Genomic DNA, 15,581 nt, shown 5'->3' with positions numbered 1-15,581 from the left:
GCCCGGTACGCGGGGAACTCGTCCGATGAGTGGCGTCTCGAACACCCTCGACGTACCGTCGTCGGGTGTCGACCACCCCTCGACGTACCCTCGTCGCGCTCGCCGCACTGACCGCGCTGCTCGTCTCCGGCTGTGCGAAGGAGCCGGGAGGACCTCGGCTCCCCGGGCCGGGCCCGTCGTCGGCGGCCCCGAGCCCGAACCCGGCCCCCGGTGACCCGAAGGCGCGCGCCGAGGCCCTGGTCCGCACCCTCGCCGACGAGGACCTGGTCGGACAGGTGTTGATGCCGTACGCGTACGGCAGCTCGGCCACCAAGGTCTCGCCGGGCTCGGCCGCCGGCAATCAGGCCCTCGCCGGGGTCGACACGCCGGCCGAGATGGTGGCGAAGTACCGCCTGGGCGGGGTGATCCTGGTCGGCTTCAGTGCCGACGACCCCACCTCCGGCAACCAGGCCACCACGAACGTCGACAACCCGAAGCAGGTCCGCGAACTCACCACCGGGCTGCGGGAGGCCGCCGGCAAGCTGCCGGCCGGCCCGGCGCCCTTCCTGATCGGCACCGACCAGGAGTACGGGGTGGTCACCCGGATCAGCGACGGCGTGACCCTGCTGCCGAGCCCCCTCGCTGCCGGCGCGGCCGGGAACCCGGCGCTGACCGAGGCCGCCTGGCGCGCCGCCGGTGCGGAGCTGGCGGCCATGGGCATCAACATGGACTTCGCTCCGGTCGCCGACGTGCTCGCCACCCGGAGCACGGTGATCGGCTCCCGCTCCTTCGGCGCCGATCCGAAGAACGCCGCCGGGCAGGTGACCGGCGCGGTCCGCGGGTTGCAGGCCGAGGGGGTGGCGGCCACCGTCAAGCACTTCCCCGGCCACGGCCTCAGCGCCGCCGACTCGCACAAGGACCTGCCGGTCGTCGGCCAGTCCCGGGCCGTGCTCGACCGCCTCGCGTTCCCGCCGTTCCGCGCCGGGATCGACGCCGGTGCCATGGCGGTGATGTCCGCCCACCTCGACGTGAAGGCGGTCGACCCCGGTACCCCCGCCACCTTCTCCCACAAGGTCCTCACCGACGTGCTCCGCGGCCAGCTCGGCTTCCAGGGCGTGGTGGTCACCGACGGGATGAACATGGCGCCGGCCAAGCGCTGGTCCCCGGGGGAGGCCGCGGTGCGGGCGCTGAACGCCGGCAACGACCTCATCCTGATGACCCCGAACGTGCGCCAGGCGTACGACGGCCTGCTCGCCGCGCTCAAGGGCGGCTCGCTGCCGCGGGCCCGGCTGGTCGAGGCCGCCACGCGGGTGCTGACCATGAAGTTCACGCTGGCCGACCGGCCCGCTCCGGACCTGGCCACGCTGGGCAGCGCCGAGCACCAGAAGGCGGCCGGCGACCTGGCCGCCGCGGCGGTCACCATGCTGCGCGGCCGGTGCGGCACCCCGGCGGCCGGCCCGGTCACCGTCACCTCCTCCGCCGGGCGGAACCACACCCGGGCAACGCTGACCGCGGCGCTCACCGCCGCCGGGGTCAAGGTGGTGCCCAGCGGCGGCACCGTGGTGCACCTCGTCGGGTACGGCGACGACGCCAAGGACCTGCGCGCCGACGCGGCGGTGACGGTGGCCATGGACACCCCGTACGTGCTGGCCGACGCGAAGTCGCCGACGCTGCTGGCGACCTACTCGTCCAGCCGGGCGTCGATGACCGCGCTGGCCGGGGTGCTCGCCGGCAAGGCCCGCCCGACCGGTCGGTCCCCGGTCTCGGTGACCGGCCTGCCCGCCACCGCCTGCGGCACCTGACCGGGGACGGTGCCCGGCGACGGGCCCGGGCACGACCGCCCCACTGGTAGCGTCGGCCCCGTCCGCCACCGCAGGAACCGGAGGGGTCGAGCGCCGTGACCGCACCGCAGCCGGCACTCTCCGTGGTGGTGCCGATGTTCAACGAGGAGGGCGTCCTGCCGCTGCTCGCCGAGCGGCTGCGCGGCGTGCTCGACGGGCTCGGCGAGGCCTACGAGGTGGTGGCCGTCGACGACGGCAGCACCGACGGGACCGCGGCGGGGCTGGCCGCGCTGCGGGTCGGCTGGCCCGAGCTGCGGGTGCTCCGGCTGCGCCGCAACAGCGGCCACCAGGCGGCCCTGGTCGCTGGGCTGCTCCGGGCCCGCGGCGGGTACGTGGTAAGCATCGACGCCGACCTCCAGGACCCGCCCGAGGTGATCGTCGAGATGCTCCGCCGGGCGCGCGCCGACCAGCTGGACGTGGTCTACGGCCTCCGGGCCGACCGCAGCCGGGACACCCGGTTCAAGCGGTGGACCGCAGCCGGCTACTACCGCCTGGTCCGCCGCCTGGTCGGCGAGCAGGTGCCCGCCCAGGCCGGTGACTTCCGGCTGCTCAGCCGGGCTGTCGTGGAGGCGCTGCGGGAGCTGCCCGAACACAGTCCGGTGCTCCGGCTGGTGGTGCCCTGGCTCGGCTTCCCCGGCGGGGAGGTCGCCTACGAGCGGCAGGAGCGCGCCGCCGGCCGGACCAAGTACCCGCTGTCCCGGATGGCCGGGCTGGCCGCCGAGAGCATCACCAGCTTCTCGGCCGCCCCGCTGCGGGTGGCCACCTGGCTGGGCCTGGTCGGGGTGGCGGTCTGCGGGGTGCTGGTGGTGGTCGCGGTGTTCGCCTGGTCGGCCGGCGCCACGGTCAGCGGCTGGCCCTCGCTCTACGTGGCGATCCTCTTCCTCGGCGCGGTGCAGCTGCTCTGCCTCGGCCTGCTCGGCGAGTACGTGGCCCGGATCTACACCGCCGTGCAGGGCCGCCCGGCGTACGCGGTGGCGAGCGACAGCGCCGCCGGCGAGCCGGTGCGCCCGGACGGCGCCGCACTGGCCGACAGCCTGCGGTGACCGCCCTCGCCACCGGGGACGCCGCCCCGTCGACGGTCGGCCCGGGCCGCCGCCCCGCCCTGCGCCGCTACGCTCCGGCCCTCGCCGGGTACGCCTTCGTCGCCGCCGTCCTGCTCGTCGCCGGCACCCCGGTCGCCGCCCTGGCCCGCTGGACCGGGTACGCGCTGCTGGCCGTGCTGCTCCCCGGCACCCTGGTGTTCCGCGCCCTGCGTCGCCGGGCGTACACCCTGGTCGAGGACCTGGCCATGGGCGCGGCCGTCGGCCTGGTGCTGGAGCTGGCCGCCTGGGCCGTGTTCACCGCCCTCGGCGTGCCCGGCTGGCTGCGGCTCTGGCCGCTCGCGGTGCTGGTGCCGTTCGCCGCCGTGCCCCGGCTGCGCCGGCACTGGCGGGTGCGGTACCCCGCCGTCGCCCCCACCGGCTGGGCCTGGTCGCTCGCCGGGGTGGTCGCCGGCTTCACCCTCTACCTGTCCGGTTCGTTCCTCGCGGTCACCCCGGTGCTCCCCACCGACGAGGGGCAGGCCCAGTACATCGACCTGGCCTTCCAGCTCTCCCTCGCCGGGGCGGCCACCCACCAGGTGCCGCTGGACGTGCCGCAGGCCGCGGGGGAGCCGCTGCACTACCACTGGTTCGGCTTCGCGCACCTGGCCGCCACCAGCCTGGTCAGCGGGGTCGACCTGCCGACCGTCTTCTTCCGGCTCGGCGTGCCCGCGCTCTGCGCGCTGGCCGCCGTGCTGGTCGCGGTGGTGGGCTGGCGGATCACCGGCCGGCCGTACGCGGGGGTGGCGGCCGCCGCGCTGATGTTCACCGTCGGGGAGTTCGGCTTCGAGAACGGCTGGCGGCAGCTCTTCGGCAGCCAGGCCACCTTCATCGTGTGGGGCAGCCCGTCGATGACGTACAGCTGGGTGCTGCTGCTGCCGCTGGTCGCCGCGCTCGGCGAGATCGTCGGCCGGGCCCGCGGGGTGACCGTGCCCGCCCTGGGCCGGGGCGCCTGGGTGCTGGTGGTGCTCTTCCTCGCCGCGTCCACCGGCGCGAAGGCCAGCACGCTGCCCGTGGTGCTGGCCGCGCTCGCGTTCACCGCCGCCGTCGCGCTGGTGGTCCGCCGCCGGCTGCCCCGAGCCGTGCTGGTCGCCGCCGGGCTGGCCCTGGCCGCGCAGTTCTTCGCCACCGCCGTGCTCTTCGCCTTCGAGAGCCACGGGGTGACCCTCGACCCGCTTTCCGGGCTGCGCCCGTACCTGCCGACCGGCCGCTCGGCCGGGGTCACCGCGCTGCTCTGGGTGCTCGTCGCGCTGGCGTTCCTGTTCAACCTCCAGCTCCGGCTGGCCGGCGCGGTGGCGCTGCTGCGGCTGCGTCGCCGGCGGCTCGAACCGGTGCAGGTGTTCCTGCTCGGCGGCGCGCTCGCCGGCCCGGCCGGGTATCTGCTCGCCGGGCATCCCGGCAGCAGCAACCAGTACTTCACCCGCACCGGCTTCGCCTTCGGGGTGCTGCTCTCCGCCTGGGGCTGGGTCGAGGTCGCCGACCGGGCCGGCCTGTCCGCCCGGGGCCGCCGGCTCCTCGGCGCGGGGGCCGCCGGGTTCGCCGTGCTGCTCACCGCGGTCCAGCTCAGCTCCGCGACCAGCACGCCGGCCACCCCGGCGTACGCCCCGGTGCTGCCGCTGCTCTGCTGGGCCGTCGCGCTGGCCGTGCTGGCGCTGGTGGTGGCGCTGTACTGGCCGGTGCTGGTGGCGCGCTGGCCCGGGCTGGCCGGCCGGGGCGGTCTGCTGCTGCTCACCGCCGTGCTGGTGGCCGGGGCGCCCGGGCTGGTGATGGACGCGGCCGCCGCCCGGACGCACCCGAACGGCGGCGCGTACCCGGTGGTGGCGATGCCGGCCTCCCGGGTCCAGGCGGCCCGTTGGGTGCACGCGCACAGCGATCCGGACGACGTGCTCGCCACCAACGTGCACTGCCGGGCTGTGGTGGACGGCTGGTGTGACGCCCGCTCGTTCTGGCTGAGCGGCTACGCCGAGCGGTCGGTGCTGGTCGAGGGGTGGGCGTTCGCGCCCCGGATGGTCGGCCTGCCCGAGGGCCCGTACGCGCCGTTCTGGGACGCCGCCCGGCAGCGCGCCAACGACGCGGCCTTCACCGCTCCCACCGCAGCCGGGCTGGCCGCCCTGCGCGACCGGTACGGCGTCCGCTGGCTGGTGGTCGACCGCCAGGTCGGCGCGGAGTCGCCGACGCTGCGCACGCTGGCCGACCTGCGCTACGAGCACGGCCGGATGGCCGTCTACCGGCTGCGATGAAGGCGTCAGGACCAGGCCAGCCGGGACTGGCATTGAGAGGCTGTGCGAGGTCTTTCTTAGTTTGCGAAAGAAACTAACCGGCCCGGCGTGCTCCTGACCTCCGGATCGGTGCCGGAGCATTGTCCTCTGGTGGCCTGATTCATGGATATTTCCGCAGCTCATAACCGTCCCGTCGGCCGGTCGAGACGCTTTCGTTACTTGACGAGATAATTCGTTCGCCGTAGGAATGAATGGTGACTGACGTGGTGACGCCACCGACGAGCCCGGTGAGCCGGGAGCGGTCGAAGGAGATCAAGCGGCTCTCCGTGATCTCCGCCGCCCGCCAGGTGCGGCTGCTCTCCCGTGCCGAGCTGACCGAGCTCACCGGGTTGAGCCCGGCCACGCTCACCCCGCTGGTCCGCGACCTGATCGCCGAGGGCTACCTGATCGAACGCGGACCCGGCGCGTCCCGGGCCGGACGGCCCCGGACGATGCTGGAGTTCAATCCCCGCGCCGAGCTGGTCGCGGCCGTCGCGCTGGAGCCGTCCCGGATCAGCTGCGAGATCGCCGACAGCGACGGCGCGGTGGTCGCCCACCGCACCGTCCGGCTCACCGGCGACATCGTCGACCTGATCTGCAAGGCGGTGCCCGAGCTGGCCGGTGACGCGCTGCCCGCGCTGCGCGGGGTGGCCATCGCCGCCCCCGGCGTCTCCTCCGGTGGCGCGGTCCGGCTCGCCCCCTCGGTCGGCCTGGTCGAGGCGCGGCCGGTAGGGGAGTCGGTCCAGCGGCGGCTCGGCGTGCCGGTGGTGGTGGACAACGACGTGAACCTGATGGCCGCCGGCGAGCACGCCGCCGGTGCCGGCGCGGACGTGGCCGACCTGCTCCTGCTGCATGTGGCCGACGGCATCGGCGCCGGCCTGGTGCTGGACGGACAGGTCCGCCGAGGCTCCGGCGGGGCGGCCGGCGAGGTCGGCTTCCTGCCGCTCGACCCGGCCGACCGGGGGCACGACGGGATCGGTCCGTTCGAGGCCCGCTGGTCGGAGAGCGCGATCGCCGAGAAGGTGGTGGCCCTGGCCCCGGGCCGCCGTCCCGAGTCGCCCGTCCGGGCGTTGGTGGACCTGGCCGCCGCCGACGACCGGGCCGCCGCGTACCTGGACGAGGTGCTCGCTGCCTGGTCCCGCCTCATCGTCTCCTGCGCCTGCGTCGTCGACCCCGGCCGGGTCCTGCTCAGCGGGGCCGCCGCCGAGCTGGACGACGCCGCCGTGGACCGGCTCCAGGCCCTGGTCTCCGCCGCCGCGCCGAGCCCGACCGAGGTACGTCGCGCGGTCCTCGGCGATCAGGCGGTGCTGCACGGCGCGGTCAGCTACGCGCTCTCCGCCGCCGCCGCGGGCCTGCCCACCCTGCTACCGACCCCCTGACATCTCCCTCAGAACAACGCAGTTCCCCCACACCCCTCGGAGGTACCACATGAGACGTCGACTTCTTCTCGCCGGAGCGCTCGCCGCCGTCCTCGCCGCCGGCACAGCCTGCGGTGGCGGCTCGAGCGACAAGGCCGCCGGCGGCACCGAGAAGCTGACGATCTACACGGCCCGCGACAAGAAGGTCGCCACCTTCGTCGTCGACAAGTTCACTGCCAAGTACCCCGAGTACAAGGGCAAGGTCGAGGTCCTCAACCTCGGCGCGCAGGAGATCCTGGAGCGGGTCCGGGCCGAGAAGGCCAACCCGCAGGCCGACGTCTGGTGGGGCGGCACCCAGCAGGGGCTGGCCTCCGGTGCCTCCGAGGACCTGCTCGCCTCCTGGCAGCCGTCGTTCGCCAGCAAGATGGACGCCAAGTACAAGGACCCCGAGGGCCGCTGGTTCGGCGAGATCCTGCTGCCCGAGGTCATCATGTACAACAACAAGGCCGTCACCCCGGAGCAGGCCCCGAAGGACTGGGACGACCTGCTGAAGCCGGAGTGGAAGGACAAGGTCATCATCCGTGACGTGGCGGCCTCCGGCACGATGCGGTCGATCTACGCCTCGATGATCCAGCGGCAGTCGCCGGACGGCAGCAACCCGCAGCCCGGCTACGACTGGCTGAAGAAGCTCGACGCCAACACCGGCGCGTACGCGGCGAACCCGACCGACCTCTACCTGAAGATGTCCCGCCAGCAGGGCGTCCTCAGCGCCTGGAACCTGCAGGACATCCTGCTCCAGGCCAACCAGTCCAACATGCCCTTCGGCTACGTGATGCCGGCCTCCGGCGCCCCGGTCCTGGTCGACGGACTGGCTGCGGTCAAGGGCGGCAACACCACCGGCGCGCAGAAGTTCATCGAGTTCCTCTTCGACGACTCGCTCCGCGCCGACCTGGCCAAGGACTACTACCAGATCCCGGCCGTGGACATCGCCCAGAAGCCGGAGTGGCTGACCCAACTCAACCTCAAGCCGCTGGACGTCAACTGGGACGTGATCGGCAAGAACGAGACCGAGTGGATCAACCACTGGAACAGCCAGATCAAGAACAAGGGCTGACCCTCCGGGGTGCCGGGTGCGGGAACGCACCCGGCACCCCGGCTCTCGTACGCACCGCCAGACCGGGTCTGGCCCCACCCACCACCGGTCGGACCCGGTACCGGACGCAAGGAGAGACATCATGATCGATGTCACGCTGGAGTCGGTGAGTAAGCGCTTCGCGCGTGCCGGCGACACCGCGGCCGTCGACGACGTCGACATCAGGATCGCCGCCGGGGAGTTCTTCACCCTGCTCGGCCCGAGCGGCTGCGGCAAGACCACCACCTTGCGCATGGTGGCCGGCTTCTACTTCCCCACCTCCGGCCGGATCCGGTTCGGCGAGGAGGACGTCACCCACCGCCCGCCGAACAAGCGCGACACCGGCATGGTGTTCCAGAACTACGCGCTCTTCCCGCACATGACAGTCGCGCAGAACGTCGCGTACGGCCTGAAGATCCGCAAGGTCGGCCGGTCGGAGTCGAAGCGGCGGGTCGAGGAGGCGCTGAGCCAGGTGCACCTCGCCGGCTACGGCGACCGCCGGATCGATCAGCTCTCCGGCGGCCAGCAACAGCGGGTCGCGCTGGCCCGCGCCCTGGTCATCCGCCCCCGCACCCTGCTGCTCGACGAGCCGCTGTCCAACCTCGACGCCAAGCTGCGCGAGGAGACCCGGGTCGAGATCCGCCGGATCCAGAAGGAGAGCGGCACCACCGCCATCTACGTCACGCACGACCAGGCCGAGGCGATGGCGATGTCCGACCGGATCGCCGTCATGGAGTCCGGCCGGGTCCAGCAGATCGGCGCGCCGCAGGAGATCTACCACCGGCCGGCGAACGCGTTCGTGGCCCGGTTCATCGGCCGCAGCAACGTGCTCAGCCTGCCGGTCGCCGCCGCCGGCCCGCAGACCGTCACCGTGGCGCTGCCCGGCGGCGACCAGGTGGCCGTGGCCGCGCCCGCCGAGCACGGGCTGCGCGAGAACGGCGCCGCGCTGGTCTCCGTCCGGCCCGAGCACATCGGGCTCACCTCGGCCACCGAGGTCGGCGCGCTCTCCGGCCGGGTGACCGAGCTGGAGTTCACCGGCATGTCCACCAACCTCCTGGTCGACGTGGCCGGCGAGCCGGTGCAGGTCACCGCCATCGACGTACCCGCCGGGCTGGCCGTCGGCGACCAGGTCGGGCTGCGCCTGCCGCGGGAGCGGATGTGGGTGGTACGGCCATGAGCACCATCCCGGCCACCCCCGGCGCGGCCACCGTCCCGCCGGTCACCAAGGAGCCGACGCCGCCGCGGGCCCGCCGGCCCTGGCGGTTCGCCGGCGGCGCCAACTCACCCTGGTTCCCGTACGTCCTGGTCTTCCCGCTGGCGCTGATCCTCTTCGGGTACGTGGTGCAGCCGATGTTCGCCACCTTCGCGGAGAGCGTCGGGGTGGACGGCCTGGCGAACTACAGCGTCTTCCTCACCGGCGACGGGGTGGCCCGCTCCGCGCTGGTCACCTCGCTGCTGATCTCGGCGGCCAGCGTGGTGCTCTGCGGCATCGTCGGAGTGGCGATGGCGTTCCTGCTCAAGCGCTTCTCGTTTCCGGGCCGCCGGCTGATCGAGGCGATCATCCTGGTGCCGGCGGCGCTGCCGCCGCTGATCGGGGCGATCTCGTTCCAGCTGCTCTACAGCGAGACCGGCATCCTGCCGCGGGGCCTGCAGCACCTGTTCGGCACGGAGAACCCGGTGCTGCCGTTCACCGGCCTCGCCGGGGTGCTGGTGGTGCACACGTTCACCATGTATCCGTTCTTCTACCTGGCCACCTCAGCCGCGCTCGTCGGCATGGACCCGTCGGTGGAGGAGGCCGCGTACAACCTGGGCGCCGGCCGGGTCCGGGTCTGGCGGACCGTGCTGCTGCCGATGCTCACCCCGGCGCTGGTCTCCGCCTCGCTGCTGGTCTTCATGACCTCGCTGGCGTCGTACACCGCCCCGCTGCTGTTCGGGGTGGACCAGACGATGACCATGCAGATCTACATCAACCGCACCAACGGCGACCTGCCGATGGCCTCCACGTACGCCTCGGTGCTCGGCGTGGTGTCGGTGCTCTTCCTGCTCGGCATGCGCTGGTACGAGGGACGACGCAGCTACCGCTCCCAGTCCAAGGGCGTCGCCGCGCACCGCCGGGAGATCACCAACCCGTTCGGCCGGTGGCTGGCCCTGCTCGCCTCGGTGCTCGCCACCGTGGTGCTGCTCGCCCCGGTGGGCACGATCGCCCTGGTGGCCTTCTCGCAGGATGGCTCGTGGACGACCGAGGTGATCCCCTCGGCGTACACCACGCAGAACTTCGTCACGATCTTCTCCGACCCGGAGGCGTACCGGCCGATCGTCAACTCGCTGAACATGAGCCTGATCGCCACGGTCGGCTGCGTGGTGGTCGGCGTGCTCATCGCGTACGCGGTGCGCCGGCTGAACTTCCGCGGGCGCGGCCTGCTCGACGTGGCGGTCATGCTGGCCTGGGCGCTGCCCGGCACCGTGGTGGCGCTCAACCTGATCTCGGCGTTCAGCACCGCCAACGCGTTCAGCCTGGGCCAGGTGCTGATCGGCACCTTCTGGATCATGCCGCTGGCGTACTTCGTGCGGTTCCTGCCGCTGGTGTTCCGGTCCAGCTCGGCGACGTTGGCCCAGCTCGACCCGTCGCTCGAGGAGGCCGCCCGCAACCTCGGCGCGTCCTGGTGGCGGGCGTTCGGCACGGTCACCCTGCGGCTGATGCTGCCGGGCGTGCTGGCCGGCGCGCTGCTCGCCTTCGTGCACGGTGTCGGCGAGTTCGTCGCCTCGGTGCTCATCTACACCTCGGAGACGGCGCCGATCTCCGTCGAGATCAACAATCGGATGTACTCGTTCGAGGTGGGCACCGCCGCCGCGTACGGCATGCTCCAGATCGTCCTGATCTTCGTGGTGATGGTGGTCTCCGGGCGGCTGGAGAGCGGCCCGAGGGCCAGCCGGGAGGCGGCGCAGTGGACGGCGTGACCGACCGCTGGCCGGCGGGCGGCGGGCTGCTCCCCGCCGCCCGGATCCCCGGTGGGGAACTCGCCGCGGTCGCCGCGGCGGCAGACTTCGCGGTGCTCCCGGTGGGCGCCGTCGAGTGGCACGGCCCGCACCTGCCGCTCGGCACCGACCTGATCCTCGCCGAGGGCTTCGCCGGGGAGAGCGCCCGCGACGTGCCGGGGCCCCGCGGCGTGCTCTTCCCCGCCGTCGCGTACGCGGCGTGTCCCGGGCAGACCCGGCCCTGGCCGGGGACGGTGGCGATCCGGCCGGAGATCGCGGTCGGCTACCTGGCCGACGTGATCGAGGGCATCGTCGCCGCCGGCTTCCCCCGGCTGCTGGTCGTCAACGGCCACGACGCGAACATGTCCACGGTCCGGGCCGCCATGGAGTGGGTCTCCGGCCGGCGTACCGCCAGCCTGCTGCTGGTCAACTGGTTCCAGCTGGTCACCCCGGCGGAGACGACGGAGATCTACGGCGCGCCGCCGGCCCGCGGGCACGGCGGGGCGTACGAGACCTCCGGGGTGCTCGGCTTCGACCCCGGCGCGGTACGCCTCGACGCCGCCACCGACCTGCCGCCGAAGCCCAAGCTGCCGGTGAGCCACCCGTACGTGCTGGTCGAGTCCCGCCCCGATCCCTGGCAGGGCTGGTCGGGGCACGTCACGCTGGCCAGCGAGGAGGCCGGCCGGACGGTCCGGGCGCTCGCCGGAGCGCGGCTGCGCGAGATCGTGGCCGCCTGGGTGGCCGCCGCACCGCCGTCCCCGCCCACCGCCGACCCGCTGGCGACCGGGGGAGAGTCATGACCGTCGACCGAGGACTGGACGTCGTCGACTTCCACCTGCACTTCCGGATCGGCGCCGACGAGACGATCCACGCCTGCGAGCAGGCCGCCGGGATGCACCCGGGCGGCGAGCACGAGCGGGCGGTACGCGCCGCCGGCTCGGCCCCGTACGTCCGGCAGTGGCGCCAGGCGTGGGGCTTCCCCGACCCGGAGCCGCCCGCCGAGCGCTGGCAGGACGAGGCGGACCGCTGGGCCGAGGAGCTGCGCGCGGTGCGCGTCCGCCGGGCCGTCTTCGTCACCGGCGGCGGCAACGACACCCTCGCCGACGTGGTCGACCGCCACCCGGACCTGCTGCTCGGCTTCGCCCACCACGACCCGTACGGGCCGGACGCCGCGCGGGAACTGGAACGCGCGGTGACCGAGCGCGGCCTGCGTGGGCTGAAGCTGTTCGCCCCGCTGCTGCGCGGGCCGCTGGACCACGCGGACCTGGACCCGCTGTGGGGCACCGCCCAGCGCCTCGGCGTGCCCGTGCTGATCCACATCGGGCACTACGGCAGCGCCGGCGGCCTCAGCTTCGGCCGGTACGGCGGCCCGGACGAGCTGGCCCGGATGGCCCGCCGCTTCCCGGAGTTGTTGGTGGTGGTGCCGCACTTCGGCGTGCAGCATGTCCAGGAGCTCTTCTTCGCCGCCTGGGGCTGCCCCAACATCCACGTCGACACGTCCGGCTCGAACCAGTGGGTGCGCTGGATGCCGTACAAGCTGACGTTGGAGGACCTCTTCCGTCGTTGCTACGAGACGATCGGCCCGCACCGTATCGTCTTCGGCAGCGACTCGTCCTGGTTCCCGCGCGGCTACGTCACCCGCTACCTCGACGACCAGCTCCGGGTCTGCCGCGAGCTGGGGATGCCGGACGACCACCTTCGCGCGATCTTCGCCGGCAACGCCGAACGACTGCTCGGCCTGACCGACTGACCGGCCGAACCCGCAGGACGGCCCGACCGGACGCCCGCGGACTGGAAGGAACCGCCATGAGCACACCAGCGCTGACCACCTACCAGCGGCACCACCTGGCGCCCACGTACGACCACCACGTCGGCCACCTCTACCCGGCGATGGTGCGTGCCAGCCAGGCGCATGTCGTGATGCTGACCGAGCAGGGGCTGATCCCCGCCGAGCGGGGCGCCCGCCTGCTGCGCGGGCTGGCCGAGCTGCGCGCCGACACCACTCCGGCGCCGGCCTACGACGGCAGCTTCGAGGACACCTACTACCTGCTGGAGAAGCGGCTCGCCGCGGCCTGCGGCATCCCGACGTCCGAGCTGGACGTGCAGATGGCCCGCAGTCGCAACGACCTGGACGCCGGCGTGTTCCGGATGCTGCTGCGCGGCCAGCTCGTCGGCGTGCTGGACCGGGTGCTCGCCACCGGACGGACCGCGCTGGACAGCGCCGACCGGTACGCGGACGTGGTCATCACCGGCTACACCCACCGCCGTCCGGCCCAGCCCACCACCATCGGGCACGCTCTCGCCGGGTACGCCGAGGCGCTCGCCGGCGAGGCGGTCGCCTACGCCGACCTGATCGACCAGCTCAACGTCTCGCCGCTGGGTTCCTGCGCGTTCGCCGGCACCGACCTGGAGATCGCCCCGGCCCGGGTGGCGGAGCTGCTCGGCTTCGCCGGCCTGGTGACCAACTCCTACGAGGCCGTCGCCGGCGCCGACCACCTGGTCCGCGTCGGAACCCTCAACGCGCAGGCGCTGGCCACCGGGGCGCGGCTGGCCCGCACCCTGATGGACTGGCTGAGCTGGAACTGGGTCACCACGCCGGCCGACTTCACCCAGGGCAGCAGCATCATGCCGCAGAAGCGCAATCCGGTGGTGCTGGAGCACCTGGTGTCCTATGCCGGCCAGGCCGCCGCCGACGCGGCCTCCGTGCTCAACAACGTGGGCGCCGCCTGGTGGGAGGACTCCAACAACGCCACCACCGACGTGCAGGTCCGGCTCTGGGAGAGCAACGACCGGGCGGAGCGCTTCTTCGCCCTGGTCGGCGGCTTCCTCGCCGAGATCGCGCCGCTGTCCCCGCCGACCCGGGAGGAGATCGTCGCCTCCGGCGCCACCACGACCGCGGCGGCCGACGCGCTGACCCGGCACGGCGTGCCGTTCCGGGCCGCCCACTCGGTGGTCGGCCGGCTGGTGCGGGCCGGTGCGCCGGACACCTGGACCGCCGAGGGCGTCCGGGGCGCCGCCGACGGGCTCACCGGCCCGCTCGACGATGCCGCGGTCGACGACCTGATCGCCGCCGCCGTTCGTCCCGACCTGGTGCTGAAGCGGGCCCAGGTGGACGGTCCCGGCGCCGCCGCGGTCCGCGCCCAGGTGGGTACGCTGCGCGTCGCGTTCGACGGGGTCGCCGACCGGCTGGCGGCGGTACGGGACCGCCTGAGCGGCGCCGACGAGGCGCTGGACGCGGTCGCCGCCGAGCTGGTGGCCCGGTGAGCGTGCGCCTCTCGGGGTCTCCCCTGGCCGGCACCCGGGTCGACGGGCTGCTGCTCGGCATCGACTTCGGCGGCACCAAGATGGCCGTCGGGGTGGCCGACGCTCAGGGACGCCTCCTCACCCACCGGCGGGTCCCCACGTACGCCGAGCGAGGCGCGCCGCAGGCCCTGGAACGGGCGCTGGACCTCGCCGGGGAACTGCTCGCCGGGATCGGCGGGCCGCTCGTCGCCGCCGGGGTGGCCTCGCCCGGCGTGGTTCGCCCGGACGGCATCGACCTGGCCCCCAACGTGCCCGGCTGGGATCAGCTGCGGCTGGCCGACGCGGTCCGGGACGCGCTCGACGTCGCCCGGGTGGCGGTGGACAACGACCTGAACGCGGCCGCCCTGGCCGAGCTGCGGCTGGGCGCGTTGCGCGACGCCGACCCCGGCCTCGTCGTGGGGATCGGCACCGGGGTGGCGGCGGCCGTGACGGTCGGGGGCGCGGTCGTGGCCGGACACCGCGGGGCGGCCGGCGAGATCGGGTACGCCGTGGCCGGCGCCCCCTGGCCGGGCACCATGCTGGAGCTGGACTTCTCCGGCCGGGCCCTGGACGGGCTCGCCGAGGAACTCGGGTTGCCGGACGGGGCGGCCGGGCTCGCCGCCGCGGCGGAGCGTCCCGGGCCGGCGCGCGACGCGCTGGCCGCCCGTGTCGACGAGGTGGCCCGTCACCTGGTCACCTGCTGCCTGCTGCTGGATCCACAGCGGGTGGTGCTGGTGGGTGGGGTGGCCCGCAACGCGTTGATTCGCGGGCTGCTGGTCGACCGGCTCACCGAGGTGCTGCCGCACCGGCCCGACGTGGTGCTCTCCCGGTTCGCCGACGACGCCGCGCTGCTCGGCGCGCTGACCCTGGCTCGCGAGGCGGTGCCCTCGCCCCGCTGACCCGGTCGCGCCGCGCCGCCCCGGCCCGCCGTCAGGCGGGGCGGTGGGCCCGCAGCATCAGCGAGACACCGGGCAGCGTCCGCACCGGCAGGTACCGCTCGGCGGTGACGACCGTGTGCAGCCCGAAGTTGACCAGGGGATGCAGGTCGTCCAGGTCGCTGCCGGTGGACCTGCGGCGCCGCCAGGCCGCGACCGGGCGCAGCACCACGTTCCAGCTCCACAGCTCGTCGACGACGAGCCCGGCCTTCTCCACCACCGCTCGCAGCCCGGCGCGGTCGTAGCGGCGGACGTGCCCGACCGCCACGTCGTGGGCGGACCAGAGCCGCATGTCGGCCGGTACCGCGATCAGCGCCGTCCCGCCCGGGCGCAGGGTCCGGCGGATCTCGGCGGCGGCGAGGTGGTCCTCGTCGAAGTGCTCCAGGATGTCGAAGGCGACCACCAGACCCAGGCTGGCCGAGGGGACCGGCAGGTGCCGGGCGTCGGCCCGGATCACGTCCAGGCCCCGCTCCCGGGCCACCCCGGCGCCCTCCGCGCTGTACTCCAGGGCGAGCGGCCGCCAGCCGTGCGCCCGCAGCACCCGGGTGTTGCCGCCGCCGGCCGCGCCGATGTCCAGCGCCCGCTCGGGGCGCACCCCGGCCGCCGCCAGCCGGCGCAGTGCCCGGCCCAGCAGGACCCGCCGCTCCCGGTACCACCAGTGGGTGTCCTCGAGCGCGGCGAGCTTGCGAATCTCGGTCGCTTCCACGGCGTGCTCCTCGGTCCTCGGCGGCCCCCACCCTA

Annotated in this window: 12 protein-coding genes; 11 read left to right on the top strand and 1 reads right to left on the bottom strand. The window is 74.0% G+C overall.

All coding sequences use genetic code 11. The features are described 5' to 3' along the window. The first annotated feature begins 65 nt into the window (after nt 1-65). From ACFYOS_RS23750 to ACFYOS_RS23700, 11 genes are all read left to right on the top strand, one after another. The gene (locus ACFYOS_RS23750) at nt 66-1,781 is read left to right on the top strand and encodes a glycoside hydrolase family 3 protein (protein ID WP_387145505.1); all 1,716 of its coding nucleotides are present in this window, start codon (nt 66-68) and stop codon (nt 1,779-1,781) included. Between the two features lie 95 nt (nt 1,782-1,876). Next, nucleotides 1,877-2,863, top strand: coding sequence for a glycosyltransferase family 2 protein (locus ACFYOS_RS23745; protein WP_387145502.1), 987 nt, complete (start codon nt 1,877-1,879; stop codon nt 2,861-2,863). After that, nucleotides 2,860-5,139 (top strand): hypothetical protein, encoded by a 2,280-nt coding sequence (locus ACFYOS_RS23740; RefSeq protein WP_387145499.1) that lies wholly within the window; start codon nt 2,860-2,862, stop codon nt 5,137-5,139. The genes ACFYOS_RS23745 and ACFYOS_RS23740 overlap by 4 nt, the downstream gene beginning before the upstream one ends. Nucleotides 5,140-5,372: 233 nt before the next feature. After that, nucleotides 5,373-6,536 (top strand): ROK family protein, encoded by a 1,164-nt coding sequence (locus tag ACFYOS_RS23735; protein WP_387145496.1) that lies wholly within the window; start codon nt 5,373-5,375, stop codon nt 6,534-6,536. A gap of 49 nt (nt 6,537-6,585) precedes the next feature. After that, nucleotides 6,586-7,629, top strand: a complete 1,044-nt coding sequence (locus ACFYOS_RS23730) for an extracellular solute-binding protein (protein ID WP_387145493.1) — start codon at nt 6,586-6,588, stop codon at nt 7,627-7,629. Nucleotides 7,630-7,750: 121 nt separating this feature from the next. Continuing rightward, nucleotides 7,751-8,824 carry an ABC transporter ATP-binding protein gene (locus tag ACFYOS_RS23725; protein WP_387145490.1) on the top strand — a complete coding sequence of 358 codons (1,074 nt, stop codon included), beginning with the start codon at nt 7,751-7,753 and terminating at the stop codon, nt 8,822-8,824. After that, nucleotides 8,821-10,605, top strand: a complete 1,785-nt coding sequence (locus tag ACFYOS_RS23720) for an ABC transporter permease (protein ID WP_387145488.1) — start codon at nt 8,821-8,823, stop codon at nt 10,603-10,605. Before ACFYOS_RS23725 ends, ACFYOS_RS23720 begins: the two co-directional genes overlap by 4 nt. Beyond that, nucleotides 10,593-11,423: a creatininase family protein gene (locus ACFYOS_RS23715; RefSeq protein ID WP_387145485.1), complete on the top strand. Its 831-nt coding sequence runs from the start codon at nt 10,593-10,595 to the stop codon at nt 11,421-11,423. Before ACFYOS_RS23720 ends, ACFYOS_RS23715 begins: the two co-directional genes overlap by 13 nt. Next, nucleotides 11,420-12,373, top strand: a complete 954-nt coding sequence (locus ACFYOS_RS23710) for an amidohydrolase family protein (protein ID WP_387145482.1) — start codon at nt 11,420-11,422, stop codon at nt 12,371-12,373. The genes ACFYOS_RS23715 and ACFYOS_RS23710 overlap by 4 nt, the downstream gene beginning before the upstream one ends. Nucleotides 12,374-12,429: 56 nt before the next feature. Beyond that, a complete protein-coding gene (locus ACFYOS_RS23705; RefSeq protein ID WP_387145479.1) occupies nt 12,430-13,887 on the top strand; it encodes an argininosuccinate lyase in 1,458 nt (485 codons plus the stop codon). Next, entirely contained in the window at nt 13,884-14,804 is a 921-nt protein-coding gene (locus ACFYOS_RS23700) for an ROK family protein (RefSeq protein ID WP_387145476.1), read from the top strand. The genes ACFYOS_RS23705 and ACFYOS_RS23700 overlap by 4 nt, the downstream gene beginning before the upstream one ends. 31 nt (nt 14,805-14,835) lie before the next feature. Here the strand turns inward: ACFYOS_RS23700 and ACFYOS_RS23695 are convergent, their stop codons facing one another. Continuing rightward, nucleotides 14,836-15,546, bottom strand: a complete 711-nt coding sequence (locus tag ACFYOS_RS23695) for a class I SAM-dependent methyltransferase (protein WP_387145473.1) — start codon at nt 15,544-15,546, stop codon at nt 14,836-14,838. Between the last annotated feature and the right edge of the window lie 35 nt (nt 15,547-15,581).

The sequence above is a fragment of the Micromonospora sp. NPDC005806 genome (assembly GCF_042871425.1).
Taxonomy (GTDB): Bacteria; Actinomycetota; Actinomycetes; order Mycobacteriales; family Micromonosporaceae; genus Micromonospora.
This window is presented reverse-complemented; position numbering and strand designations above follow the sequence as displayed.